Source organism: Paenibacillus antarcticus, from assembly GCF_001637225.1.
Classification (GTDB): domain Bacteria; phylum Bacillota; class Bacilli; order Paenibacillales; family Paenibacillaceae; genus Paenibacillus_AQ; species Paenibacillus_AQ antarcticus.
Map to the genome: position 1 here is coordinate 1 of NZ_LVJI01000024.1, position 26,171 is coordinate 26,171.

Sequence of the window (26,171 nt, forward strand, 5' to 3'; positions counted from 1 at the left end):
ATTAAACCTTGAATTAAGCTCCATGCCTTTTTTAAGGACTGATATTTTCTAGCAGCGATTTCGAGAAGCATAAGCTTCGAAAAATCATGTTTGGTGGCGATAGCGGAGGGGTTCCACACGTACCCATCCCGAACACGACCGTTAAGCCCTCCAGCGCCGATGGTACTTGGACCGCAGGGTCCTGGGAGAGTAGGACGTCGCCAAGCAGTTCTTCTGAAACAAACTTATATGTGCTTGTATAGCTGATGCATACAGGTCGCGTTTGTAACACAAACGCTTATATTCCCTGATAGCTCAGTTGGTAGAGCACTCGACTGTTAATCGAGTTGTCACAGGTTCGAGCCCTGTTCGGGGAGCCATATATGGAGAGGTGTCCGAGCTGGCCGAAGGAGCACGATTGGAAATCGTGTAGGCGCCAAAAGCGTCTCGAGGGTTCGAATCCCTCTCTCTCCGCCAGAGAAGATTATACTTATGTGACCCGTTGGTCAAGCGGTTAAGACACCTCCCTTTCACGGAGGTAACAGGGGTTCGATTCCCCTACGGGTCACCAATATCAAATTGCTTATTGACGCGGGGTGGAGCAGCCCGGTAGCTCGTCGGGCTCATAACCCGAAGGCCGCAGGTTCAAATCCTGCCCCCGCAATTAATTTTATTCCATTGAGGAATAGGTTACTATGGAACCGTGGTGTAGTTGGCCTAACATGCCTGCCTGTCACGCAGGAGATCGCGGGTTCGAATCCCGTCGGTTCCGCCATTTTTACTAAGGGACATTAGCTCAGTTGGTAGAGCACCTGACTCTTAATCAGGGTGTCGAAGGTTCAAGCCCTTCATGTCCCACCATATATTTTCATTGTGCGCGTGTGGCGGAATTGGCAGACGCACTAGACTTAGGATCTAGCGTTTCACGACGTGGGGGTTCAAGTCCCTCCACGCGCACCATTTTTATCGAAGTAGCCTAAAGGTATACAATTACCGAACAACTATTTCAAAACATCGGGACGTAGCTCAGCTTGGTAGAGCACCTGGTTTGGGTCCAGGGGGTCGCATGTTCAAATCGTGTCGTCCCGATATTTTAAGTATGCGGGTGTAGTTCAATGGTAGAACTTCAGCCTTCCAAGCTGATAGCGTGGGTTCGATTCCCATCACCCGCTTAATGCTTCAAAAGTAAACGAATATGTAATAAACAAAAAGAGCTGCGAAAATTCGTGGCTTTTTTTGTTTAAATAGGTAAGCGGAAGTCTATCACGATAAAGCCATATCTTTATCAAAGAAAGGATGATGGAAGTGGCGAAGTTGTGGTAGATAGTCAGGGGAATATGACGAAAGAATATATTAAAGATCTGGAAATGACAGTTTCTATTTCACGATAATATTGATACAATTATCATATATATTTATTAGGAGGATCCCTGAGTAGGGAATCCTCCTCTTTGGTAATTATTTGGTAATTATATTGGGTTTTATTAATATAAAGGATGGAACCCCTATACTAGGGGGAGCAGCTCTTTTAAAATATCAACATGTATATGGTACAAATCTTACTGTGTATACAAATGGAGTATGAATATGATCTTATACGAAAAGGAAGCGGTGATTACTGTGATACGATTTGGAATCATTGGAACCAGTTGGATAACGGAACGATTCATTCTAGCTGGAAGGGAGTCGGAGGGATTTATTTTGAGTGCCATCTATTCTCGAACAGAAGAGAAAGGTACTTCATTTGCTACTAAATATGATATTCCAAAGGTCTATACCAACTTAGAGGATATGGTATCAAGTAATGAAATAGATGCGGTCTATATTGCGAGTCCGAATTCATCGCATGCAGAGCAAGCAATCATATGTATGAATCATGGTAAACATGTCTTATGTGAGAAGCCTATGGCATCGAATGTGAGAGAGATGCAAGAAATGATTAATACAGCACAGAAGAATGATGTTCTTTTGATGGAAGCTATGAAATCGACACTCATGCCGTCTTTTAACATAATGAAGGACAACTTATATAAAATTGGTCGGATACGTCGCTATTTTGCAAGTTTCTGTCGTTATTCTTCAAGTTACGAGGAACTAGAGAAGGGAAATATTCCAAATGTCTTCAATCTGTCTTATTCTAATGGTTCTTTAATGGATTTAGGTGTCTACTGTATCTATCCAATGGTGGCTCTGTTCGGTAAGCCTCAATCTGTTGAAGCTACGGGTGTATTACTATCAACTGGGGCTGATGGAGAAGGAAGTATGGTCTTGCAATATGGGAAGATGGACGCTGTTATCATGCATTCCAAAATAGCGGATTCCTTTTTGCCTGTAGAAATTCAGGGCGAGAACGGGACGATGGTTATTGATAAAATCAGTTCACCACAAGATGTTAAGATTCGTTATGGGGACGGTACAATTGAAGATTTAAACCGACCAGATATACATAAACCGATGTATTATGAGATTCAAGAGTTTATAGATTTAGTTCAGACGGGTCAAGGAGAAAGTTCTGTAAATACATTAGCCAATTCCTTAGCCGTTGCGGAAATATTGGAGGAGGCTAGAAGACAGATGGGAGTTAAGTATCCCGCTGATCTTTTGTAATAGGAATCTGATGTACAATTACTGGAATTTCTAAAAGAGAAGGACATGATGATCTGATACGCTCATATGGATCATATAGTGAAGTATAAATGAACTGAATGAATCGTATGTGCGAATAAATGAATGTGTTAGAAGGGTACTTTAACATACATAGAGTACCCTTTTTCTGTTGTATTAGTATAAGAAGCTAAATGCTTAAATTCTGATTGAAAAGTGCGGCTACATTTCGGACGGAAGCTGCGCTAGCAATGGCTGAGATGACAGATATACCATCTGCGCCAGCTTGGATGACATCTGCAGCATTATCGGTGGTGATGCCCCCTATTCCAACTAGGGGGATATCAATACCCTTTGTGCGCAATTCTTGAATAAGACGAGTACCGAGAACGGCCTTAGCATCGGGTTTGGTTTGTGTTGGATAAATTGGACCTACTCCCAAATAGTTAGCTCCATCTTGTATGGCTTGTTTTGCCTCGAATATCGTATGAGCAGAGACACCGATGATGGCATGTGTGCCTAGTTTTTTACGAATAATGATTGCAGATTCATCATCCTGTCCAACATGGACACCATCCGCTCCAATACTGATAGCCAGATTGATATCATCGTTCACGATGAAAGGGATATGATGTTCCTGGCACAGCTTCTGTAGTTGTTTGGCTAAATCAAGTTTAGCTTGACCTATTAGAGCACCAGGCCCTTTTTCACGAAATTGAAATAAAGTAATCCCTCCTGCAATTGCGTCAGACAATACGTTCACAGGGTGCCTTTGACAGTTAATACTCCCCATGATGAAGTAGAGCTTAAGATGCTTTCGAATGCTCTCTGCATGAATACTAGACATGTATTTCACCTCGCTGTCTTCTCTTATACGCAAAATGATTCGTAGGTCCATGACCCGATCCCATTCCTAGTTGATCCTCAATCGCCGATTGGATGAATGATTTAGCGACTTGAACGGCTTCATGAACAGATTTTCCTTTTGCTAATTCTGCTGTAATAGCCGCTGAGTAAGTACATCCTGTACCATGAGTATGTCTCGTCTCAATTCGCTTGTTCTCCATATAGACGTAATTCTCTCCGTCATAGAGAAGGTCTATGACTTGATCCGTAGAAGCATCGTGTCCGCCTTTCATGACAACATATTGACTACCCATCTGAACGATGATTTTGGCTGCTTCTTCCCTATCCCTCAACGTTCGAATAGACATTCTGGTTAGGATTTCTGCTTCAGGTAAGTTGGGCGTAGTAACTAGAGCAAGGGGGAGCAGATATGAAATGACGGATTGAACGGCTTCCTGTTGCAGAAGAGGGGAGCCACCTTTGGCGACCATAACAGGGTCAATAACTAAGTTCCTCCAATGATATTGCTGTACTTTGTCAGCTACGATGCGAATAATCTCTTCGCTAAATAACATCCCCGTCTTCACTGCATCAGGAGCTAAATCACTTCCAATGGAGTCTAATTGCATTGCAATAGCATTTGAACTTGAGGGGAAGACCCCTTGAACGCCTAATGTGTTCTGCGCAGTAATCGCAGTGATTGCAGTCATTCCATACACAGCTAGTTCTTGAAATGTTTTCAAGTCTGCCTGGATGCCGGCACCACCGCCACTGTCAGAGCCTGCTATAGTCAATGCTTTGAATATAGTCATGATGGAACCTCCTCTAAGTCCTGTTCAAGTTCTCAAAATAGATGGTATTAGATTACTTGTTCGTCTCTAATGAATTTTTTGAATATTTGATCTTTGTTGGACAACATCTGGGGTTACCAACGCTAATTGATTGAGGAATTCTATCTGAAAACTACCAGGTCCTTGAGCAACTGTCTTCTCAGCAGCTATTTCTGCAGCAATGCTATAGAAGGCAACGGCCTCGGTAACAGATTCAATAATTTGTTGTTCACTCACACTTAAAAAGGCAGCGATTACAGATCCAAGTAAACATCCGCAGCCCGTTACTTTTGTCATAATCGGGTGACCATTACTCACGATATATGTCGTTTGTCCATCTGTAATCACATCATCCGCACCCGTAATTACAACAATACAATCTAACATTTGAGCTGCTTTTTGCGCAAGTTGAATCACATTTCCTTCACCCGTACCAGCATCAACGCCTTTAATGGACCAACTCTCGCCTATAACATGGGCTACCTCAGCAACATTCCCACGTAGTACGGTAAGCTTGATTTCTTGGGTAATTAGCTGGGCTATAACTGTACGATATGAAGTTGCGCCAGCACCGACTGGATCAAATACGATGGGAAGGTTGCGCTCATTGGATGATTTACCTGCAATAAGTATGGAATTCACAATACTTTCATTGAGAGTGCCCATGTTGAATAGCACAGCATCTGCAATGCTAGCTACATCGGCAACTTCTTCAATACCATCTGTCATAAAAGGAGAGGCACCTAAAGCAAGGAGTCCGTTAGCTGTGAAATTAGTAACTACAGTATTGGTGATGTTGTGTACAAGTGGATTCTTGTTACGTAATTTTTGTAGAAATGTCATGATTGAATTCCTCCTTGGATTGAATTAGAGATTGATAAATGCTTCGTTAACGTTGATTGTATTCGGCAATAGCTTATTCGTCATGAGCCATTGATTAACGTTCTCCCACGATTCTAGTTCTTGGTAACCGAAAGGTCGTTCCTTAGCATCCATAAGGGGCAATAGAATTTGTAAACTCTTCGTTTCTATATCCTTGTCTAGAGGTGATGTTTGATCTTCATGTTCGAACAGAACGGATAGCGCTTGGTCAGGATGCTGTTGTACATATTGTTGTCCTTCTCTAATGGCTGCAACAAACTTACTAAGTAACTCAGGTTTGTCTTTCAAGCCTTGGACGCTAGCAACGAGTACAAGCTCATAATAATCAGGTACACCATATTCCGTAGGGTTTAGAGAGAGCATAGTGTGACCTTGCTTAGCTAAGATCAGTTGTTCATGATTAATGAATCCACCCATGATCGCATCGACCTTGGAGGTTGCAATGGCAGGAATCAGATCATAGCCTACATCGATCATTTTGACGTTCTCTGAGGTGCCTCCATCGTTCCTAATCATCGTATGTACCATAGCTTCATATAAAGGAATGGAAGAGTATCCAACTTTTGCACCGACTAGATCTTTGGGGGATTTGACCTTTGCATCAGCAGGCACCATAAGATGATTGAGGGGATGTCTAACAATAGCAGCTATTGATTTAACTGGAATATTCTCACCACGGGCCATAAGGACTTGCGGTTGATAGCTAAGGGCTAGATCAATTTTTCCAGCAGCCACTAGCTTTAAGGAGTCGTTGGTTTCTGCAGGCATTTGAATGTTTACATCTAATCCTTGATCAGAGAAATACCCATTCTTTTGTGCTGTATACAAGAAAGAGTGAATAGCGTTCGGGTACCAATCGAGCATGATCGAGAGTTCTTGAAGTTCTTTTTCAGAAGAAGTAGAGACTTGATTTGAGTTAGCTCCGTTATTACAAGCGGTTAGTAGTAGTAAGAATATTAGTAGCGTTGTTATCATATTTCTAGTTGAATTTGTTGATGTCCTTGTGTATGTCATTTCGTCGATCCTCTTCTCTTAAGTAATTGTTTCTCAATGATTACAATCGTTATAAAAAGGGAAATGCCAAGTAAAGAAAGTAACAATATGGAAGCGAACATGGCATCTGTATGCATATTGCTCGACATCCGCCGGCTGAAATAACCTAAGCCCTCCGTACCCCCTAACCACTCACCAATCGTAGCGCCTACAACGCAATATACGATAGATAACTTCAATCCCGAGAAGAAGGAAGGCAAGGCCATAGGAATCTCAATGGTTCGAAAAATATCCCAGCGCTTGGCTCCCATGGTCAAGAGTAGCTCGGTATAATCGCCATCGCCTTTCTTGAGACCGTCGTATGTACTCACTACAATAGGAAAGAATGCAGTCAGGAAGACTATCGCCACTTTACTCCAAATGGTGTAACCGAACCACATAATGAAGATAGGAGAGAGCGCGATTAGAGGGATGGTCTGACTTATAATGAGGAAAGGATAGAGAGCCTTCTCAATTGGACGGAATATATGCATACCTACCGCTAGCATAACGCCCCCAATAACAGATAGTAGAAATCCTAAGGTAACTTCCTCTAAAGTAGCAATTAAATGCTGACCAAGTAACAAATGACTGTCTTCAAATAACGCAAGGACAATCGAGGTTGGGGCAGGAATAATAAAAGAGGGGACCCATCCTAAAGTGACAACGGATTGCCAAGAGACTAGAAGTAATGGTATTAGAAGAACGAACCACCCATAATCGTGAACCCACTGTTTATATAAAGGTCTTCTCATATAGTCTTTGCTCCAAATCTTGCCTCAACTGAATAAAGTGAGGGTCGTAGTTCATCACGTAATGCCGCGGCCTCGGTAAATTTACGTGCATCTCTTGAACACCTTGATCAGGCTCAGAGGGCAGGAGATAGATTCGGTCACTCAGTAGAATCGCCTCTTCGAGATCATGTGTAATGAAGAGAACGGTCTTGAACAGATCATCCCACAGTTCCAGTAACCAACGATGCATCTCTTTTTTGGTCATAGCGTCAAGCGCGCCGAAAGGCTCATCTAATAACAAAAGATCTTGACCCGTTATGAGCGTTCTAAGAAAAGCGACACGTTGCCGCATACCGCCTGATAATTCGTTGGGATAGCAATGTTCGTATTTCCCAAGACCGAATCGTTCTAGCATTCGCTGTATGTTAGCTATGACCTCTTTCTTGTGCCCTCTGGAAGGTTTGCGATTAAATTCCCATGGGAGTAAGCAATTATCTAGAACTGTTCTCCAGGGCAGGAGCAGGTCCTTCTGAGGCATGTATGCGACTTCACCTAAGCGATTCGTTGTGCACTTTTCACCATGAATGTGTATTTCACAGCAGTTAGGTTCTAGAAGTCCAGCAATGAGCTTGAAAAGAGTGCTTTTCCCTGAGCCGCTAACGCCAATAATGGAAATGAATTCACCAGCATGAACATTCATAGAGAGTCCTTGAATTATGGGTGATTCGTGGGACTGAGAATAAGAGTATGTTAAATCGTCTAGAGATAAGATGGACAAGATCGCCTCGCTTTCTGTAAACAAATAAAGACCCAACCATTTCCGATAAGGAAAAAGTGGGCCCAAAAGTTCAATCAGCAAGAAATATGCACGAGTTGAAGATTTCGTTCCACTTCCCTCCGCTGGTATAATCCAGATCAGGTTCCAAGGGTCCGGAAACGTAAAGTTCCATCTCAGTCGTTAGACTCCCCTAGTGAAATACAAGGTCTTATTCAGTTCATAACCCATCAAATATAACACAATTTACAAATAAGTAAATATGTATTAAATAAGTCATACTTATTTTAATATGCATCGCTCTCTGAATCGATACTTATGGAGATTAAGACAATAGCAGGTTCATCACCAATATTTTTGACATAATGAGGAACACAGGCTTTCCAGCTAAAAGAATCTCCGGTACTCAGAGTAGCAGAATCCTCACCTTGTTCGATGAATAAGGTGCCCTGTATGATGAAATGAAGTTCTTCTCCTGCATGAGCATGAGCGTCTTCTGTTGAGGCACCTGAAGGCATTTCTACAAGCATCATCCGTATATTGCCACGATCACTTAGATGCTCAACATGGAAGTTCTCCTTGCCATGTATTGTCTTACGTCGTTCATCCTTACGTATAATATGCATTCGCTCTTCGTTCTTTAAGAGCAGAAATGCAAGCGGTACGTTAAGAGCTTGTGCGATGCTATCTAATGTAGCGATGGAAGGGGACGTTTTATTGTTCTCCACTTGACTCATAAATCCCTGTGATAATCCAGTTCGTTCGCATATTTGTTGTATAGACCAATTCTTTCTTTTGCGAATGGACCGAATATTAGAACCGATATCCAATGTAATCTCTCCTAGTCGAGCACTTTTATTTATAATATCAAACAGTTATTGACTTGGCAAAACAGTCGTGATAAATTTATTATACAAAATATATATTTCTATTACAAATATACAGTCAATATATCAACATTTTTACAATCGAAAGGAAGATACTTATGACAAAAACAATACATCCAAGTACGTCCATTGGACTTGTGAAACTTAAGATCAGTGATCTTGATCGTTCAGTAGCCTTTTATACGGAGGTCGTTGGGTTACGCATTCTAAGTCAGACGGAGAATATTGCTGAACTTACAGTAGATGGTAAACAACCTTTATTGATATTAGAACAAATTGAGAATGCTGTAATTTTACCGGAAAGATCGGTTGCTGGTTTGTATCATTTTGCAATTCTGGTACCAGATCGAATTTCATTAGGGTTATCTTTGCGTAATTTGATTAAGTTCAATGTGGGCGTGGGCCAAGGAGATCATCTCGTTAGTGAGGCATTGTATATTAGTGATCCCGACAATAATGGTATTGAGATTTATGCTGATCGACCAAAGGAATCTTGGAAACGTGATGCAAGTGGAGAATATGTTATGACAACTGATCCAGTTGACGTAGATGGATTACTTGCGATCTCTGAAGGCAAGACTTGGAGCGGGTTATCTAAAGATACGATCATGGGACACGTGCATTTCCATGTGTCAGATCTACAAAAGACAGAGGCATTTTATTGCGGTATTCTGGGTTTTGATGTTACTGCACACTATGGGGATATGGCATTATTCATTTCTGCAGGAGGATACCATCACCATATTGGATTAAACACATGGGCAGGAGTAGGTGCACCACCTGCACCTCATGATGCAGTAGGATTAGATTACTTTACATTGATTCTTCCTAATCATGAGGAACTAGACAAAGTGATCGTTCAACTGAAGGATGCAGGAATAAGTGTAAAGTATATAGAGGGTGGATGGTTTGTGAAGGACCCTTCTAATATTACGATCAAACTTTTGAGCAAGGATTGAGATTGTCTAGTACGATATTGGATGATTAGATGTGATATATTCTAAATTCACTTTATAGTGTCAGAAAGCCGTTAGCGATATGCTAACGGCTTTTTTGTATGTACATAACAGGGGGACTATTGTCTTGGGATGACTGGTAGACGTCTTAAATGTCTTGTTAGGTGTTGGATGCATTAATATAAGTTGCTAATGCAGTAACGCCATAAAATATATACAAATAATGTAATAAAATTTCAGGTGGTTAGCGTATATTTTATAGGAATTGCATGATAAGGATTATTTTTACAATTAGTATCGGGGTTTTATTTGAGTATGGATTTCTTTTCTTGTTGTGAATAGAGGAGGTTATATTTCTGTCATACAAGATTGAAATAACTATTTATAAAGGAGGTAATAGAAATATTGTTGTAAACGCTATCATTCTATTGTTTTAAAAATAAGGAGGCTACAAGCTTTGAAAAAGAAAGTGAAATCATTAGGAAAGTCTACGATTATGGTGTTGATTTCTGCTTTAATTATATCTTTTTTTCAATTCGTCAGTAATGACAAAGTTCAAGCAGCAGAAGCAGAGGGTTACAAAATAGTAGGGTATTTTCCCTCTTGGGCTCCGTATGATCAAAATTATTTTGTTAGTGATATAGATGCTTCTAAAGTAACTCATATCAATTTTGCGTTTGCAGATATATGTTGGAACGGTAGACATGGTAATCCCGATCCAACAGGTCCAAATCCAGTAACATGGACTTGTCAGGATGAAAATGGAACGATCAATGTACCTAATGGAACAGTCGTCATTGGTGATCCGGAGATTGATGTGCTAACAAGTATGGCAGGTGATACTCCGAATAAACCCATAAAAGGTAACTACGGGCAGTTGATCAATCTGAAGCAAGCGAATACGAATCTTAAAACGATTATATCCGTTGGTGGCTGGACTTGGTCTAACCGCTTCTCGGATGTGGCAGCCACTGCAGCGACTCGTGAAGTTTTCGCGAACTCTGCAGTTGATTTTCTACGTAAATATCAATTTGATGGGATTGATCTAGACTGGGAATATCCGGTTAGTGGCGGTCTAGATGGTAACAGCTATCGCCCGGCAGACAAACAAAACCATGTACTATTGCTACAAGCAGTTAGAGCTAAGCTGAATGCTGCTGAAATTGTAGACGGAAAAAAATATTTGCTAACGATCGCTTCAGGGGCAGGTCCTAATTATGTAACCAACAATCAGATGGCTAACATTGCGAACACTGTGGATTGGATAAATATCATGACCTATGATTACAACGGGGATTGGCAAACCCAGAGCGCTCACAATGCACCTTTATATAAGGATCCAGCTGCAGTAGCAGCGGGTGTAGAGAGTGCAGCTACATTTAATATTCAAGCCAGTATTCAAAATTATATAAATGCAGGTGTACCGGCAAACAAAATTGTTCTGGGTACCGCATTCTATGGAATTGGTTGGAGTAAATGCAAAAATGTAAGTAATGGGCAATATCAGAGTTGTAGTGCTCCAAATACTGGAACTTGGGAGACCGGTAGATATGATTTCACGGATCTCCAAAATAATTACATCAATAAAAATGGGTATACACGTTATTGGAATGATGTCGCAAAAGTGCCGTACCTATTCAATCCGACCAATGGTAACTTTATCAGCTATGATGATGTGGAATATTTTGGACACAAGACAAACTTTATTAAGTCTACTGGGTTGGGTGGAGCGATGATCTGGGATCTTAGTGAAGATCGCAATAAATTATTACTTAATAAAGTATTTAGTGATTTGCAAGGTACAATTGTGGTTGATAATCAAGCCCCGACTGTACCTAATAATGTGAGTTCTCCGTCCAAAACATCCAATAGCGTGTCTCTAACGTGGAGTCCTTCAACTGACAATGTAGGTGTGACAGGTTACACGGTCTCATATGGTAGTACTTCTGTAAACGTAGCAGGTACATCGACAACGGTTAGTGGTTTAACAGCAAGCACAGCGTATACATTTACTGTAAAAGCGAGGGATGCTGCAGGCAACAACTCGGAAGTAAGTGTACCACTTCAAGTCACGACGGAAGCCATTGTCGTAGATACGATACCACCGACGGTACCGGGAAATCTGCAAACGACAGGGAAATCTTCATCCAGTGTTAATCTGTCGTGGAATGCTTCCACCGATAATGTGGGTGTAGCGGGATATACCGTGTCCTACGGATCAACGAGTGTCAACGTAACGGGAACAAGCACAACAATCAACGGACTAACAGCAAATACAGCGTATACCTTCACCGTTAAAGCAAGAGATACAGCGGGAAATACTTCAAATGACAGTCCTGGTCTGTCCGTAACGACGGAAGCAGCTACTACTTGCTCGGTGGCAGCATGGAATGCTAATTCGGTGTATACGGGTGGACAGCGTGCATCGTATAACGGTAATAGCTATGAAGCCAAGTGGTGGACGCAAGGAGAACAGCCAGATCTGAGTGGAACAGCGGGTGTATGGAAGCTGATCGGCCAATGTGGCGGAGTAAGCGACACGATTGCTCCATCGGTACCGAGCAATCTAAGTACATCCGAAGCAACGGCCACCACGATCAGCCTTGCGTGGGACGCTTCAACGGATAATATCGGGGTGGTGGGCTACACCGTAACATATGGTTCAACAAACTTAAATGTTACAGGGACATCGACTACGGTGTCTGGTCTGAATGCTAATACAGCGTATATCTTTACAGTTAAGGCTAGAGATTCAGCAGGCAATGCTTCTGTCGCGAGTACGCCCGTGCAAGCATCAACGACAGCAGCACCGGCAGATACGATAGCTCCGACGCAACCTGGGGAGGTGCTAGTAACAGGAAAGAGTGCCACGAGTGTTAATCTGTCATGGAATGCCTCTTCAGATAACGTTGGGGTGAGCGGATATACGGTCACTTACGGTACAACAAATCTGAATATAACAGGAACAGCAGCTACAGTTAGTGGTCTTTCGGCAAGCACAGCCTATATGTTTATAGTTACAGCACGTGATGTAGCGGGGAATATTTCGACTGGAGCAACTATTAACGCGACGACAGATGCAGTGGGTGGTCCGAGCGCTTGGGCGACGAATGTTAGTTATAAAGTTAATGACATCGTGACGTATGGAGGTAAAACCTATGTTTGTATACAGCCTCATACTTCACTTGGGGGCTGGGAGCCTAGCAATGTGCCGGCATTATGGAGAATCCAATAAAAGGGGGATCATTTGCAATGAGGGATAATATTAGAATGACTCATTCATTACCACGTGCAATTCTATTTACAATAATTATTGCGATTATATTCACAGGGTACCAATGGAATACTCCGCAAGCAAATGCCTCCATTCCAGTAAGCAAGAAACTGATCGTTGGATATTGGCATAATTTCAATAACGGATCGGGCGATATAAGGCTACGGGATGTATCTTCCAACTTTGATGTTATTAACGTTTCTTTTGCTGAACCTACCAATGGAGTACAGGGTGGGACGATTGGCTTTGCTCCATATAATGCGACGGACGCTGATTTCATTGCAGATGTTCAATACCTACAAAGTCAGGGCAAGAAAGTCATGATTTCAATCGGGGGCGCCAATGGGCAAGTGCAACTAGTCAATACGCAGGCTCGTAACAATTTTGTATCAAGTATGAAGACGATCATCACAAAATATGGTTTTAACGGATTTGATATTGATTTCGAAGGTCATTCACTCTATTTCAATGCTGGTGATAGTGATTTCCGGAGTCCCACCACACCAGTTATTACAAATCTGATCTCTGCCGTAAGAGAACTGCATGATTTCTATGGTGATAGCTTCATGCTGACAATGGCACCGGAGACATTCTTCGTACAGCTTGGGTATTCTTTCTATGGAGGAAGCTGTATTTCATGCGATAATAGGGCCGGATCATATTTGCCTGTTATCTATGGGCTAAGGGATATTTTGGATTGGCTACAGGTACAACATTATAATTCGGGACCAATCACGGCGCTTGATAATCAATACTATTCCATGGGGAGTGCTGATTTCCATGTCGCTATGGCGGATATGATGCTTACGGGTTTCCCAGTAGGAAGAAATTCTAACTATCTCTTCCCAGCACTTCGTTCCGATCAGGTCGTCATAGGACTTCCCGCTAACGTAAATTCTGGGGGAGGGTTTACTTCTGTAGCGGAAGTGCACAAAGCGTTGAACTACTTAATGAAGGGTGTTTCTTACGGCGGAGGGTACACTTTGCGTAACGGAGCACATCCCGGTACGAGAGGGCTGATGACTTGGTCGATTAACTGGGATAAATTCAATAATTTCGAGTTTTCCAGCAATCATCGTACGTATTTGAATCAATTCGAATCAGGTGGTGTATTGGATACGATACCACCGTCTGTACCCGGCAATTTAGTATCGACACTTACCACGTCTAATAGTGTGAACTTAGCGTGGAACGCATCTACAGACAATGTGGGTGTTACAGGCTATTCGGTAACTTATGGGGCGACCAGTATGAACGTAGCGGGCACAAGCACGACTATTAATGGGTTATCTCCGAATACAGCCTATACGTTTATTGTGAAGGCTAAAGACGCAGCAGGCAATCAATCAGCAAGTAACGTGGTAACGGTCACGACTAACGCTCCTAGTGCCGATACAACGGCTCCGACAGCACCAACGAACCTACAGGTATCTGGGAAAACGACTTCTAGCGTAATCTTGAGTTGGACAGCGTCAACGGACAATGTAGGTGTTACTAGTTACACGGTAACTTGGGGTTCAAATAGTGTGAATGTAACAGCTACAACAGCAACAGTAACCGGGTTATCGGCGGGCACAGCTTACACGTTTATGGTAACTGCGAAAGATGCGGCTGGTAATGTATCTACTGGTACATCCTTCCAGTCAACGACGGATAATAATCCTACAGGACCCGTCCCATGGGCAGCAAATGTGAGCTATACAGTAGGCAAATTAGTTACTTACGAAGGGGCAACCTATTCTTGTAGACAAGGTCATACCTCGCTTCAAGGGTGGGAGCCAGCAAACGTACCAGCATTATGGTTATTGCAGTAAATGAATGACAAGGGTACTGGAATATATCCAGCACCCTTGTTTGTACCTGTATTAAGTTTGAGTGTATTAGGTCCAATACCAGAAGAATCCTTCACGATCCCAAGCTGCTCGCCCAGCATGTAACTTTTTAAAAGCCTTTTTTACTTCCTTCGATATAGATTGGTTCCCATTTTCATTGACATAAATAAAGGGTTCTCCAAAATGATCTAAAATATGCTTAACAGCCTCAGGTTGTATTAACTTACCGGAGTCCTTTAATTCACTAAGCATCCATTCAGCGACTTGATCCGCTGTAAATTCCATGTGCATCAATCCTCACCATTCTAATTGTGTAATGAAAAATGCAGCTTGCCTACATTGTAGGAGAAGCTGCATTTTTCATTATAATACATCCTTAATTAACTATACCAGCCCCATATGAATATGAACATTGATCCGAAGAGCGTAACCAGACCAACAAACAGTGCATAAGCGATATTAAGGTAAAGTTCTTTTTTAGTACTAGCCATTTCACTAATGTGCATGAATACAAACAGCTGCAGAGAAGCCTGAATGACGGCAGTAACTGCTAAGATTGCCATCTTAGAAGCAAAAGGAATATCAAGTAAAGCTGTTAATGCAAGGGCCGAAAGGATGAGGGAGGATAGATAGCCCATTACATGGCGAATTGGAAATAACTGTTTCATCATGTCACATCAGTCCTTTCAGGTAAACGAAACTAAAGATAAAGATCCATACAACATCTAGGAAATGCCAGTAAAGAGAGAATATAAAGGATTTATTGGCAGTTGCCAATGTAAATCCTTGTCTCTTGACTTGCAATAATATAGACGCTCCCCATAATATACCAAAGCTAACGTGAGCTCCATGTGTTCCTAGTAATACGAACAAGCTAGAAGTAAAGGCACTTGTCGATATTGAAGCACCCTCATGTACATAGGTGAAGAATTCAGTGATTTCAATTCCAAGGAATCCTAGACCCATGAGTAAGGTAAGCCCGAAAAAGATCATCATAGGCTTCTTCAAACCAAGTCGCATACTATGAACCGCAAGACCGATGGTGAAACTACTTGTAAGTAGCAAGAAAGTTTCCCATAGAACACCTGATAGTTCAAATAATTCTGTACCATTTGGACCTGTTGCATAACGATTCACTAAAACGAAATAAACGGTGAATAGGGTGGAGAATAGAGCAATTTCTGCTCCTAAAAAGATCCAAAATCCGAAGATTTTATTACTGTTTTCTTCTGACCCATATTCAAGCGGTTTAGTGGCATCTATTTTCATAGCGTTTCACCCCGCAATTTCTTTTCTGTTTCTATAATTTCTTCGACAGACACGGTAATTCCATGATCTCTATCGAAGGACATGGTAGCTAAGACAATTAGAATTCCAATACCTGATATAATTGCTGGGATCCACCAGCTAAATACCAATGCGAAACCAAAGACGAAGAAGACACCGGCAAGAATGACAGGCTTTCCACTATTACTTGGTAAATGAATCGGCTCAATCTTACCGTCGAAGATAGGTTGGTTATCGTGCTTAGCGGACCATAACGCATCTCTACCCTTAACATTTGGAGTTATAGCGAAGTTGTATGCAGGAATTGGACTACTTGTTGCCCATTCAAGCGTACGTGCATCCCATGGATCTCCGTTCGTTTCACGTGGGCTATAACGAATACTGTAGTAAATGTTATATACCAGAATAATGAAACCGAAGGCAAGGCCTAAGGCGCCGGCAAACGATAGTAAGTTAAGTGGACCAAATCCTGTTTCTTCCGAATAGGTGTACATCCGACGTGTCATTCCTTGTAAACCTAGGAAGAACAGTGGGAAGAATGTCACGTTAAAGGAAATAGCGATCCACCAGAATGCATGTTTCCCAAGACGTTCATTAAGTTTGAAGCCGAATACTTTCGGGAACCAGTAATGGAAACCGGCAATAACGGCAAAGACTGTACCCGGAATTAGAACGTAATGGAAATGTGCTACTAAGAACATTGTATTATGGTATTGATAATCGGCGCTGGCCATAGCCAACATGACACCTGTAACACCACCGATTGTGAAGATTGGAATAAAGGCTAATGAGTAAAGCATAGGCGTCGTAAAGGTGATCTTACCCTTTCGCATGGTGAACAGCCAGTTAAAGATCTTGACCCCCGTAGGAACGGATATCGCCATGGTTGTAATAGAGAAGAATCCGTTAACCATAGCTCCTTGACCCATCGTATAGAAGTGATGCGCCCATACTAAGAAGGACAAGAGAGAGATAACGACCATACTGACGACCATGGATGTATATCCGTACAAGTTCTTCTTCGAGAATGTCGCGATAATTTCACTGAATATCCCGAACGCAGGGAGAATAACGATATATACTTCAGGATGTCCCCATACCCAGAATAGGTTGGCCCATAACATATCCATCCCACCATTAGACATGGTGAAGAACTGGGACCCAAAGATACGGTCAAACATCATTAAAGCAAGCGCAACAGTTAGTACTGGGAATGCGAATGCAATGATAACACTTGTGATTAGAGAAGACCACGTAAACATTGGCATACGCATAAGCTTCATGCCAGGTGCGCGCATCTTAAGAATGGTTACAATGAAGTTGATCCCTGTCAACAATGTACCAATCCCTGAGATTTGCAGAGCTAGAGAGTAATAGTTATTTCCTACTGTTGGACTAAACTCTAGACTTGCAAGCGGGAAATAAGCTGACCAACCTGCATCAGGAGATCCTCCGATAACAAAGGAAAGATTTAATAGCATAGCTCCTGCGAAGAATAACCAGAAACTAATAGCATTCAAACGTGGGAATGCGACATCTCTTGCTCCAATTTGAAGAGGAACAACAACGTTCATAATCCCAATAATAAATGGCATAGCCATAAATAGAATCATAATCAGACCATGAGTGGTAAAGATCTCATTGTAATGTTGTGCATCCAGGAACTTATTCTCTGGAACGGCGGTCTGAAACCTCATCATGATGGCATCGACACCACCACGGAACAACATGATCAGAGCGGAAAGAATGTACATTACTCCGATGCGTTTATGGTCAACAGTGGTTAGCCATTCACGCCATAGGTAACCCCATTTCTTAAAGTAGGTAAGACCAACGATAATCGCAATCGTAGCAAGAACAATACTAGCCATTGCGCCGTAAATCATCGGTTCACCGGTAACGAAAAATTCGTCCCATTTCATTAGGATTTGACTCCTTTCAGGTTATATATATAGATTGAACCTTGTAAATGCAAACGTTCAATCTATATAATTAAGCAATTTAATGTTTGTTTGAAAATAAACGTTCTTACTTCCCATCATGACTTGTATGATCGATATCTGAGTTGCTGTCCTCTGCTGGTGATTGAGGTAACGGTTCGTTCGGATTTACATTAGGTACAGCATCGAATTTTGTTTCTTCAGGATTAGCTGGAACTGGATGTTCTGCTTTGTTCTCCTGGTGTTCTTTGTTACCATTTTCCATATCCGTGTGTTTCATATGATCGGAATGATCTCCTGGAGCTGGACTAAAGGTTAGATGTGTACTTGAGAATGTTTTGCGACCTACATAGGAGGTTGCAAGCAAACTTTTAAATTCTGTTTCGTCTAATGCAGAGGCTGTTGTTTTAACTTCCTCAACCCATTCGCTATACGCCCCAGGACTCATGGCAAGTGTTTCAAATTCCATGTGTGCAGTACCCTGTCCACTGAAGTTAGAATTTCGACCTAGATAAGAGCCTTGTTCATCTGCAACTAAATTCAAGGTGTTAACCATGTCACTCATCGCATATTTTTGTCCGGCTAATTGAGGTATCCAAAGACTTGTGATTGGACCAAATGAATACAATCGTAATTCAATAGGACGATTAACAGGGATGTTAAGATAATTGACTGTCTCAATCCCTTCCTCAGGATAGCTGAAATGCCACTTCCAGTTAGATGAAGATGCATAAACAACCAAAGGTTTCTGATCCTCATAACCTGCAGCTACCTTTTCTACTGTGCTTGTTGACTGCACGGTTACTACAGAAAGAACAGCTACAATGATGATTGGAATTGTGATCCAAATCGCTTCTAGCCATTTATTTCCTTCCTCATGTGGAGGCATGTAGTCGTCTTTCGTCTTCGATCCTCTGTACTTGACCAAGAACACGACATAAAGAACATATACTACAAGTAGTACTCCTGCCATCATGGCAATTGAGAAAAGAATCGTATCGGATAATGTTCTTGCAGCAGGACCTTTAGGATCCAATACTGTAATTGAACTACATCCAGACAAGAGCAATACAAGGCTCATGAATAGTACTAATAATGATCCTCTTTTTTTCATGATGAACTCCTTCCTTTATGAACTGCATTTAAACTGATTACGGATGAACCTGATAAACAATCATAGTTCTATATTAGGAATACCTTTCAGATAAAGCAAAACCCAAAACATTGCTTTTTTGCCATATTATTGTTAATTTTTGTCTAACTATTTAACAAATTGTGATTAAATTGTTACAAGGGAGCATTGATATGACATAGATCACTGTAATGGCGCTGTTTTTGGCGTGTTCATAGAATGTTCATTATTTCACAAAAGTTACTCTAATCGACACATTTGACAAGCTCTGAATTACGGAGAATCCGCTATTTACTTACATATTTGGCTTCTAATACGTCCTTCATTGGAATAGCATACCCAAGCAGTAACGGCTTTAATTTGTTATAATAAGTCATATTTGAGTTGGTATAATTGCGTATATGAGTTGGGAATATGGGGGAATAGTGGTGGTTACATGTCTTTTCTATCTGAAAAAGTATCGAATATCTACTGTTGCAGCCTTATTGATGATGTTAATTGAGCTTTCAGTTGAATTAATACAGCCCTTAATTATTTCCAAAATGATTGATGGTGGAATTAGAAATGGGGATCTTTCCAGTGTATTGCAATGGGGTGGTTTCTTGGCTGTTTGTTCCATTATTGCCTTTGTATCTGGCATTTTAAGTTCTTTTTTTGCTTCTCATGTGAGCCAGGGGTTTGCCTATGATCTTAGAGAGCAGTTGTATGAAAAAGTACAATCGTATTCATTGTCTGTATTTGACCGATTCGCTGCTTCTTCCTTAATTACAAGATTGACTAATGATGTCACACAGCTACAGAATACTGTGTTTATGGGGCTCAGAATTATGATGAGAGCACCTCTACTTGTGATAGGTAGCGTTGTGATGGCATTTGTTGTACATGCAGAACTTGCTCTATTATTAACCTTAACGGTTCCAGTATTGCTTATCTTTTTAATCGTGGTAGTCAAAAAAGCAGGGAATTTATTTCGAATGGTTCAAGTGAAATTGGATGCTACGAATGGTGTGATTCAGGAAAATTTAATCGCAATGAGATTGATTCGAGTCTTTGGACGTATGAAATTTGAAACGGAGCGGTTTGCACGTTCAAGTCAGGAACTAATGATACGGACGATCTCTGCTTTACGTCTAACAGAACTAACGATGCCCATTATTTTATTGATCATGAATACCGGGATATTAGCAGTATTATGGTTCGGACAAATAAAGATTAGCCTTGGTGAAGCAACAATGGGGGAAGTAGTAGCTGTCGTTAACTACTCGTTACGAACGACAGGTGCCTTATCCGTCTTCTCTATGATTGTTGTTAACTTCTCAAGAGCACGTGCATCGGCTCAACGAATTGCAGATGCACTCGAGACAGATAGTAATCTCTTGGGCGTGACAGACGGAAATGTGACTTCTGATACGATTAATGGTGCCGTAACGTTTGATCATGTGTCTTTCCAGTATCCGGATACGCAAGCTGCTGTACTGCATGACATATCATTCGAGACCAAACCAGGTGCTACAGTTGCTATTATGGGAGCGACGGGTGCTGGGAAAACTTCACTTGTAGGGCTTATCCCAAGGCTGTATGAACAGAATACAGGAGTAGTCAAGATCGATGGTAAGGATATAACCACTCTAAACACAGAATATTTACGTGATGCCATCGGTTATGTGCCTCAGGAGATTATCCTCTTCACAGGTACCATTCAAGATAATATTGCATGGGGTAAAGAGGATGCCACACTCGATGAGATTATTGAAGCGGCAAAGTTAGCACAAATTCACGATACAATTATTAGTTTTCCAATGGGTTATGACACAATGTTAGGGCAAAAGGGTGTGAATCTGTCAGGTGGACAGAAACAGCGATTGACGATTGCTAGGGCGCTGGTTCGCAAACCTGGCATATTATTACTTGACGATAGTACTAGCGCATTGGATATACGAACAGAAGCTACATTACTACAAGCACTGAGAGACGTCGCATGTACTACATTTCTTATTACACAAAAAATCAGTTCTACGCTTCACGCAGATCTAATTCTATTATTGGAAGATGGTTCTTTACTTGCACAGGGAAGTCATGAGGAATTGCTTGAAAATTGTGTTCTATATCAGCGGATTTATGAATCTCAGTTCTCGAGAGTAGGAGGTATACGTCATGTGGAAGGAGTTAAGTGAACCATTCCGATATCCACGACCACAGGCGACCCAGAGGCCCAAAGGAACTGACACTATTGTTTCGGGAAAGCGAGTTAAACGTAAAGCAAAGGATTTGTCGGGAACGTTGAGAAGATTATGGATCTATCTTTCTCATCGCAAAGGTCGACTCATTTTAGTGCTTGTTATGGTACTTCTAAGTTCAGCCTTAGCCCTACTTGGACCCTTTATGATTGGAACAGCTATAGATACATTTATAGAGCGCCCGGCAGATCAATCGTGGTTGTATTTTCTCGGCGGACTTGGAATAGTGTATGGGCTGCAGTCGCTTACGTTATGGTTGCAAAATATTTGGATGATTGGAATTGCACAGGAGACGGTATATCGAATGAGGGTAGACCTTGTCCAACATTTACATCGCTTACCGATTCCTTTCTTCGGAAAGCGTCAACAAGGGGAGTTAATGAGTAGGGTTACTAATGATATAGACAACGTTAGCGCAACTTTGAATAGCTCTGTTATTCAAGTGTTCTCTAGTGTACTTACACTTGTGGGTACGATCATCGTTATGCTATGGCTCAGTCCCTTACTAACTTTACTGACTTTTCTAGTCGTTCCATTAATGGTATTAGGTATGCGATGGATTACATGGCGCACAGGGCCTTTATTTAAGCAGCAACAGCGTAATTTGGGTGATTTAAATGGATTTGTTGAGGAGACATTATCAGGCCAGCGTATTATAAAAGCATTCTCACAAGAGCAAAGGGTTATTAACGAATTTAGATTCCGCAATGATATGATTAAGCAGTCGGGGTTTTGGGCTCAAGCGATATCAGGTTTCATTCCTAAATTGATGAATGCGCTCAATAACTTGAGCTTTGCCATTATTGCTGGCGTAGGTGGATTATTAGCCATTCGTGGAACAATATCTATTGGAGTTATCGTCATATTCGTCGAGTATGCAAGACAATTCACAAGACCCCTGAATGATTTGGCTAATCAATGGAACACGATGTTGTCTGCGATTGCGGGGGCAGAGCGAGTATTTGAAATTCTTGACGAGGAAATAGAGGCGAAGGATGAGAAGGATGCAATCACACTAGATGCAGTACAAGGAGCAGTTATCTTCTCGCATGTGTCGTTTGCTTACGATGAAGGAAAAGAGACGTTGTCTGATATCAGTTTTAAGGCAGCACCAGGAGAGATGATTGCACTAGTCGGCCCTACAGGAGCGGGTAAGACTTCACTAATCCAATTGCTATCGCGATTCTATGAGTTGGATCATGGCACTATTACGATTGATGGGATCGATATTACAACAATTCGGCGTGAAAATTTGCGTTCTCATATGGCATTTGTACTGCAAGATTCTTTTTTGTTCGAAGGGACGATCCGTGATAATATCCGCTACGGAAAGCTTGATGCAACGGATGAAGAAGTTGAGAGGGCTGCACGTATGGCGAATGCGCATTCATTTATTGAACGAATGCGAGGAGGTTATGATAAGGTGCTGAAGCATAGCGGCGCAGGTATTAGCCAAGGACAGAAGCAATTACTCGCTATTGCTAGAGCCATTCTCGCAAATCCTTCGATTCTAATTCTAGATGAAGCTACGAGTAGTATTGATACGGTAACGGAGATTAAGATACAAGATGGCCTTCAGAGGTTAATGAAGGGCCGAACAAGCTTTGTTATTGCCCATCGTTTAAACACGATTCGGAAGGCTGATCAAATCCTAGTATTGAAGGATGGGCGTCTCCTTGAACAGGGGACTCATGAGGAACTTCTTGTAGAGCAGGGGTTTTACAACAGCCTATATGATGCACAACTGAAGGGCCAACTCAATAGTTAGAAAAGTATATTTGTTTTCATACAGATATCATATAGTATATAAGTTGTACTTAAGTCAATGAAAGAGGTCACTCCGTGAGAAAACATAAAGGATTTAAGCTTCGTACTATTCTTGGCATGTTAGTGATAGGATCTGTACTAATAACTGCTGTACTAGGTGGTTATATGGCGTATAGTAATAACGCTAATTCTTTGTCTTCCAGCTATCTTGAAAATAACTATCACTATGCTCAAAAGTTATCCTCTAATACTAGCGACTTATTGAATGTGATGCAGAATAATATTTCGTACATTGCAGAGATCGCCGGACAAGAGTCTTTCTCACAGAAGGACCTAGATATTGTATATAGGGGTAATGATCAGTATTTCAACTCTATCATTATATCCAACTCAAAACGTGAAGTTCAGTTTATAAATCCGGGAGATACGGGCGTTGATGTGGGAACACTGCTAACATCGGATGCATCTCTTCAAGCTTCTTTAGCAAGGATACCGATGATTTCTGAGCCCTACGTAGCTGTATCAGGTCGTCTTATTCTCATGGTCTCTGCTCCAATATATAATGATAGAGGAACCTACATAGGTTTTGCTGGGGGGACATTATACCTCCAAGAGGATAATGCATTAAGTAAGTTGTTAATGGAACATTTCTACGGGAATGGATCCTATGTGTATGTGTCAGATCAGCAAGGACGACTCATTTATCATCCTATAATTGAACGCGTTAATGAGATTGTGCAGAATAATGAAGTGATTGAAAGAGGATTGTCGGGACAAAGTGGTTCTCAAAATGTCGTTAATTCAAAGGGAAAATCATTTTTTGCAGGATTTGCATATGAACCTATTAGTGAATGGGTCATCGTGTCTCAAACACCTACCGCGATCTTGGATAAGCCATTGCGAGATATGTTAATCAGTTTGTTGATCAAGGATATTCCTTTGTTTCTTATTATATTAATTGTTGCAGCACGTGTTTCTTATTATATCTCCACACCGCTATACAGACTGGCACAGTTCTCAGAAGAGGCGTTTGACTCTAAAAAAGCCAATCCGCCGTCTTTACCTAAGATATCTTCTGTGATCTATGAGGTGAATCAGCTACATAAAAGTATGGGGAAATATTTGAATTTATTAAATGAGGAAATTCAAATTGATGGATTAACGGGTCTATCTAATCGAAAAACATTCGATTTAAACATACAAGAATGGTATGAAGAGAAAATACCATTTGCTCTAATTTTGATAGACATGGACCATTTTAAACAAATTAATGATACCTATGGGCATGCAAGAGGAGACGAGGTGTTAAAGTTCGTTGCTTCTCAACTAAGGCTCGTGGCTACTCCACGGGATGTATGTTTTCGTTATGGAGGAGAAGAATTCGGAATCTTAGTCAAATTCGCTGAAAGACAGTCTGTACTTGATATGGCCGAACTTTTACGTAAAAAGATAGCTAAATCGGAATGTCCTAATGAAGATAAGGGGATTACGATATCGATTGGAGTAGCTTTATCTGATCCCTTGTCAGGTGGGCCGGAAAAGGTGATAGAGTTCGCAGACCGAGCGCTATATCAATCAAAAAAAGAAGGTAGGAACAGGACGAATATCTACGAAGATTGAGCATGAGGATATTCGTTTTTGTTGAAGAGAATTGAGTTTGAATGTAAAGGGAGCGATTATATCTATGATTAAAGCACTGATCTTCGATTTTGACGGTACGATTATTGATACTGAAACGGCATGGTACATAGCTTTTAAAGAGGCTTATATGGAATATGGTGTTGACCTGACACTTGAATTGTATTCCGAGTGTATTGGTACGAGCCTCGCTGGTTTTAATCCGTATGAATATTTAATTACAGAGAAGAAGCTTCCCATCGACCGAGAATCCTTCCGTCGTTCTGTGGATCTTCGGCATACTAAGCTTATGGAACTTGAGAAGGTTCGTCCGGGTGTATTAGAATATCTTGAAGCAGCCAAGGATGCTGGCCTTAGAATCGGATTGGCATCAAGCTCATCCATGAAATGGGTAGGGAAATATTTAGATCAATTGAATATTCGACATTATTTCGAGTGTATTCGTACGTCTGATCATGTAACCAATGTAAAGCCAGATCCTGAACTATACATACAGACGTTAGCTTGTCTTGAAGTTAAAGCGGATGAAGCGATAGCCATAGAAGATTCACTACATGGAGCAAGGGCTGCAGCCTCTGCAGGCATGCATTGCGTGGTTACTCCTAACGAAATAACAGGTTTCATGGAATTCGATTCAGTGTTTCATAGAGTGAAAAGTCTTTCTGATGTGGATTTTGTACAACTCATTCACCATACATTTAATAGTAGGAGTTAGTAGAGATGACGCTTTTTGTGAATGAATCTGGGAACAAGATGGGTCCAATGCTTGTATTTATACATGGAGCTGGCGTGAGTGGTTGGATGTGGGATAAGCAGGTGGAATATTTCAAAGAACATTACTACGTAGTAGTGCCTGATTTGCCCAGTCACGGTAAAAGTCATGATAAGGAGTTTACAACGATACATGATGCGGCCCAAGATATCGCTGAAGTCATCAGAGATAGAGATTACGGACAGTCTATTACAATCATTGGTTTTTCTTTAGGTGCGCAAATAGCGTTAGAGATGTTAAGCATGAATGGCATCCGTATGGATCGTGCGATTATAATTAGCGGGCTTGTGACACCTATGAAATTCACTCGTTGGATCACGAAACCGTTAGTTCGCATTTTCATGCCATTAACAAAAAATAGATTCTTTTCAAGGTTACAAGCTAAGGAATTATATATCGGAGATGAATATTTCGAACTATATTATCAGGAATCTGCGCTAATAAGTATGGATTCGCTCCTTACTATTCTTAATGAAAATATGTCGTATTGCTTACCTCAAGGGTTCAATCAGGGTAAAACAAAGGTCTTAGTTCTAGTAGGAGCTAAGGAAAAGAAACAGATATTGAAATCTTCTAATGTTATTAGTAGCAGTAGTGAATATTGTGAAAGAGAAATTGTTCCCAATATTGGCCATGGAATATCATTAGCAAATCCGGCGCTATTTAACCATATGATAGAAGCTTGGATAAGATGAGATATAGTCAGCTTGGAAGAATCAGATGAAGTATCTTTAATAAGACAAGAATAAGCTAGTACGGAATGATAG

21 protein-coding genes, 9 tRNA genes, 1 rRNA gene and 1 riboswitch are annotated in these 26,171 nt (G+C 41.2%); of the genes, 19 read left to right on the plus strand and 12 right to left on the minus strand.

Annotated features, from left to right (window positions below):
- Positions 1-89 precede the first annotated feature (89 nt).
- The 11 genes from rrf to PBAT_RS16275 all read left to right on the plus strand — a co-directional run bounded on the left by rrf (position 90) and on the right by PBAT_RS16275 (position 2,586).
- Positions 90-206, plus strand: a 5S ribosomal RNA gene (gene rrf, locus PBAT_RS16225).
- 77 nt (positions 207-283) lie between these two features.
- Positions 284-359, plus strand: a tRNA-Asn gene (locus PBAT_RS16230).
- 5 nt (positions 360-364) lie between these two features.
- Positions 365-456: transfer RNA gene (locus PBAT_RS16235), tRNA-Ser, on the plus strand.
- Between the two features lie 19 nt (positions 457-475).
- A tRNA-Glu gene (locus PBAT_RS16240) sits at positions 476-550 on the plus strand.
- A gap of 19 nt (positions 551-569) precedes the next feature.
- Positions 570-643 (plus strand) — tRNA-Met (locus PBAT_RS16245).
- Between the two features lie 33 nt (positions 644-676).
- Positions 677-754, plus strand: a tRNA-Asp gene (locus PBAT_RS16250).
- A gap of 10 nt (positions 755-764) precedes the next feature.
- A tRNA-Lys gene (locus PBAT_RS16255) sits at positions 765-840 on the plus strand.
- A gap of 14 nt (positions 841-854) precedes the next feature.
- A tRNA-Leu gene (locus tag PBAT_RS16260) sits at positions 855-939 on the plus strand.
- 55 nt (positions 940-994) lie between these two features.
- A tRNA-Pro gene (locus PBAT_RS16265) sits at positions 995-1,068 on the plus strand.
- A 12-nt stretch (positions 1,069-1,080) separates the two neighbouring features.
- Positions 1,081-1,151: transfer RNA gene (locus tag PBAT_RS16270), tRNA-Gly, on the plus strand.
- 415 nt (positions 1,152-1,566) lie between these two features.
- Positions 1,567-2,586, plus strand: coding sequence for a Gfo/Idh/MocA family protein (locus tag PBAT_RS16275; RefSeq protein WP_068650965.1), 1,020 nt, complete (start codon positions 1,567-1,569; stop codon positions 2,584-2,586).
- A gap of 187 nt (positions 2,587-2,773) precedes the next feature.
- On the opposite strand, the gene thiE is transcribed toward PBAT_RS16275, so the two are convergent.
- The 7 genes from thiE to PBAT_RS16310 form a co-directional block, all read right to left on the minus strand.
- A complete protein-coding gene (gene thiE, locus PBAT_RS16280) occupies positions 2,774-3,430 on the minus strand; it encodes a thiamine phosphate synthase (protein ID WP_068650966.1) in 657 nt (218 codons plus the stop codon).
- Positions 3,423-4,241, minus strand: a complete 819-nt coding sequence (gene thiD, locus PBAT_RS16285; protein WP_068650967.1) for a bifunctional hydroxymethylpyrimidine kinase/phosphomethylpyrimidine kinase — start codon at positions 4,239-4,241, stop codon at positions 3,423-3,425. Before thiD ends, thiE begins: the two co-directional genes overlap by 8 nt.
- Positions 4,242-4,307: 66 nt before the next feature.
- Entirely contained in the window at positions 4,308-5,102 is a 795-nt protein-coding gene (gene thiM / locus PBAT_RS16290) for a hydroxyethylthiazole kinase (protein WP_068650968.1), read from the minus strand.
- Positions 5,103-5,126: 24 nt separating this feature from the next.
- A complete protein-coding gene (locus PBAT_RS16295) occupies positions 5,127-6,155 on the minus strand; it encodes an ABC transporter substrate-binding protein (RefSeq protein WP_188017002.1) in 1,029 nt (342 codons plus the stop codon).
- Positions 6,152-6,928, minus strand: coding sequence for an ABC transporter permease (locus tag PBAT_RS16300; RefSeq protein ID WP_068650969.1), 777 nt, complete (start codon positions 6,926-6,928; stop codon positions 6,152-6,154). Before PBAT_RS16300 ends, PBAT_RS16295 begins: the two co-directional genes overlap by 4 nt.
- Positions 6,909-7,766, minus strand: coding sequence for an ABC transporter ATP-binding protein (locus PBAT_RS16305; RefSeq protein WP_338060046.1), 858 nt, complete (start codon positions 7,764-7,766; stop codon positions 6,909-6,911). Before PBAT_RS16305 ends, PBAT_RS16300 begins: the two co-directional genes overlap by 20 nt.
- Positions 7,767-7,782: 16 nt before the next feature.
- Positions 7,783-7,887: riboswitch (TPP riboswitch) on the minus strand.
- Between the two features lie 82 nt (positions 7,888-7,969).
- Positions 7,970-8,512, minus strand: coding sequence for a helix-turn-helix domain-containing protein (locus PBAT_RS16310; RefSeq protein ID WP_068650970.1), 543 nt, complete (start codon positions 8,510-8,512; stop codon positions 7,970-7,972).
- Between the two features lie 155 nt (positions 8,513-8,667).
- Here PBAT_RS16310 and PBAT_RS16315 point away from each other — a divergent pair, with 155 nt between their 5' ends.
- The 3 genes from PBAT_RS16315 to PBAT_RS16325 all read left to right on the plus strand — a co-directional run bounded on the left by PBAT_RS16315 (position 8,668) and on the right by PBAT_RS16325 (position 14,613).
- Positions 8,668-9,528 carry a VOC family protein gene (locus PBAT_RS16315; RefSeq protein ID WP_068650971.1) on the plus strand — a complete coding sequence of 287 codons (861 nt, stop codon included), beginning with the start codon at positions 8,668-8,670 and terminating at the stop codon, positions 9,526-9,528.
- Positions 9,529-10,021: 493 nt separating this feature from the next.
- Positions 10,022-12,760 carry a glycosyl hydrolase family 18 protein gene (locus tag PBAT_RS16320; RefSeq protein ID WP_084403167.1) on the plus strand — a complete coding sequence of 913 codons (2,739 nt, stop codon included), beginning with the start codon at positions 10,022-10,024 and terminating at the stop codon, positions 12,758-12,760.
- A 17-nt stretch (positions 12,761-12,777) separates the two neighbouring features.
- A complete protein-coding gene (locus PBAT_RS16325; protein ID WP_068650973.1) occupies positions 12,778-14,613 on the plus strand; it encodes a fibronectin type III domain-containing protein in 1,836 nt (611 codons plus the stop codon).
- A gap of 66 nt (positions 14,614-14,679) precedes the next feature.
- On the opposite strand, the gene PBAT_RS16330 is transcribed toward PBAT_RS16325, so the two are convergent.
- The 5 genes from PBAT_RS16330 to qoxA form a co-directional block, all read right to left on the minus strand.
- On the minus strand, positions 14,680-14,916 hold the full coding sequence (locus PBAT_RS16330; protein ID WP_068650974.1) for a DUF6953 family protein: 237 nt from the start codon (positions 14,914-14,916) through the stop codon (positions 14,680-14,682).
- Between the two features lie 95 nt (positions 14,917-15,011).
- On the minus strand, positions 15,012-15,299 hold the full coding sequence (qoxD, locus tag PBAT_RS16335; RefSeq protein WP_068651222.1) for a cytochrome aa3 quinol oxidase subunit IV: 288 nt from the start codon (positions 15,297-15,299) through the stop codon (positions 15,012-15,014).
- Positions 15,300-15,303: 4 nt separating this feature from the next.
- Positions 15,304-15,900 (minus strand): cytochrome (ubi)quinol oxidase subunit III, encoded by a 597-nt coding sequence (locus tag PBAT_RS16340; RefSeq protein WP_068650975.1) that lies wholly within the window; start codon positions 15,898-15,900, stop codon positions 15,304-15,306.
- The gene (gene qoxB / locus PBAT_RS16345; protein WP_068650976.1) at positions 15,897-17,840 is read right to left on the minus strand and encodes a cytochrome aa3 quinol oxidase subunit I; all 1,944 of its coding nucleotides are present in this window, start codon (positions 17,838-17,840) and stop codon (positions 15,897-15,899) included. The genes PBAT_RS16340 and qoxB overlap by 4 nt, the downstream gene beginning before the upstream one ends.
- A gap of 106 nt (positions 17,841-17,946) precedes the next feature.
- Positions 17,947-18,972 carry a cytochrome aa3 quinol oxidase subunit II gene (gene qoxA / locus PBAT_RS16350; protein ID WP_068650977.1) on the minus strand — a complete coding sequence of 342 codons (1,026 nt, stop codon included), beginning with the start codon at positions 18,970-18,972 and terminating at the stop codon, positions 17,947-17,949.
- A gap of 419 nt (positions 18,973-19,391) precedes the next feature.
- Between qoxA and PBAT_RS16355 the strand changes: the two genes are divergently transcribed.
- The 5 genes from PBAT_RS16355 (at position 19,392) to PBAT_RS16375 (ending at position 26,099) form a co-directional block, all read left to right on the plus strand.
- Complete coding sequence (locus tag PBAT_RS16355; protein ID WP_068650978.1) at positions 19,392-21,164, plus strand: ABC transporter ATP-binding protein; 1,773 nt, start codon at positions 19,392-19,394, stop codon at positions 21,162-21,164.
- Positions 21,145-22,995 carry an ABC transporter ATP-binding protein gene (locus PBAT_RS16360; RefSeq protein ID WP_068650979.1) on the plus strand — a complete coding sequence of 617 codons (1,851 nt, stop codon included), beginning with the start codon at positions 21,145-21,147 and terminating at the stop codon, positions 22,993-22,995. The genes PBAT_RS16355 and PBAT_RS16360 overlap by 20 nt, the downstream gene beginning before the upstream one ends.
- Positions 22,996-23,069: 74 nt before the next feature.
- The gene (locus tag PBAT_RS16365) at positions 23,070-24,614 is read left to right on the plus strand and encodes a sensor domain-containing diguanylate cyclase (protein ID WP_188017003.1); all 1,545 of its coding nucleotides are present in this window, start codon (positions 23,070-23,072) and stop codon (positions 24,612-24,614) included.
- Between the two features lie 64 nt (positions 24,615-24,678).
- On the plus strand, positions 24,679-25,347 hold the full coding sequence (locus PBAT_RS16370) for an HAD family hydrolase (protein ID WP_068651224.1): 669 nt from the start codon (positions 24,679-24,681) through the stop codon (positions 25,345-25,347).
- 5 nt (positions 25,348-25,352) lie between these two features.
- Positions 25,353-26,099 carry an alpha/beta fold hydrolase gene (locus PBAT_RS16375; protein WP_068650980.1) on the plus strand — a complete coding sequence of 249 codons (747 nt, stop codon included), beginning with the start codon at positions 25,353-25,355 and terminating at the stop codon, positions 26,097-26,099.
- The last annotated feature ends 72 nt before the right edge of the window (positions 26,100-26,171 follow it).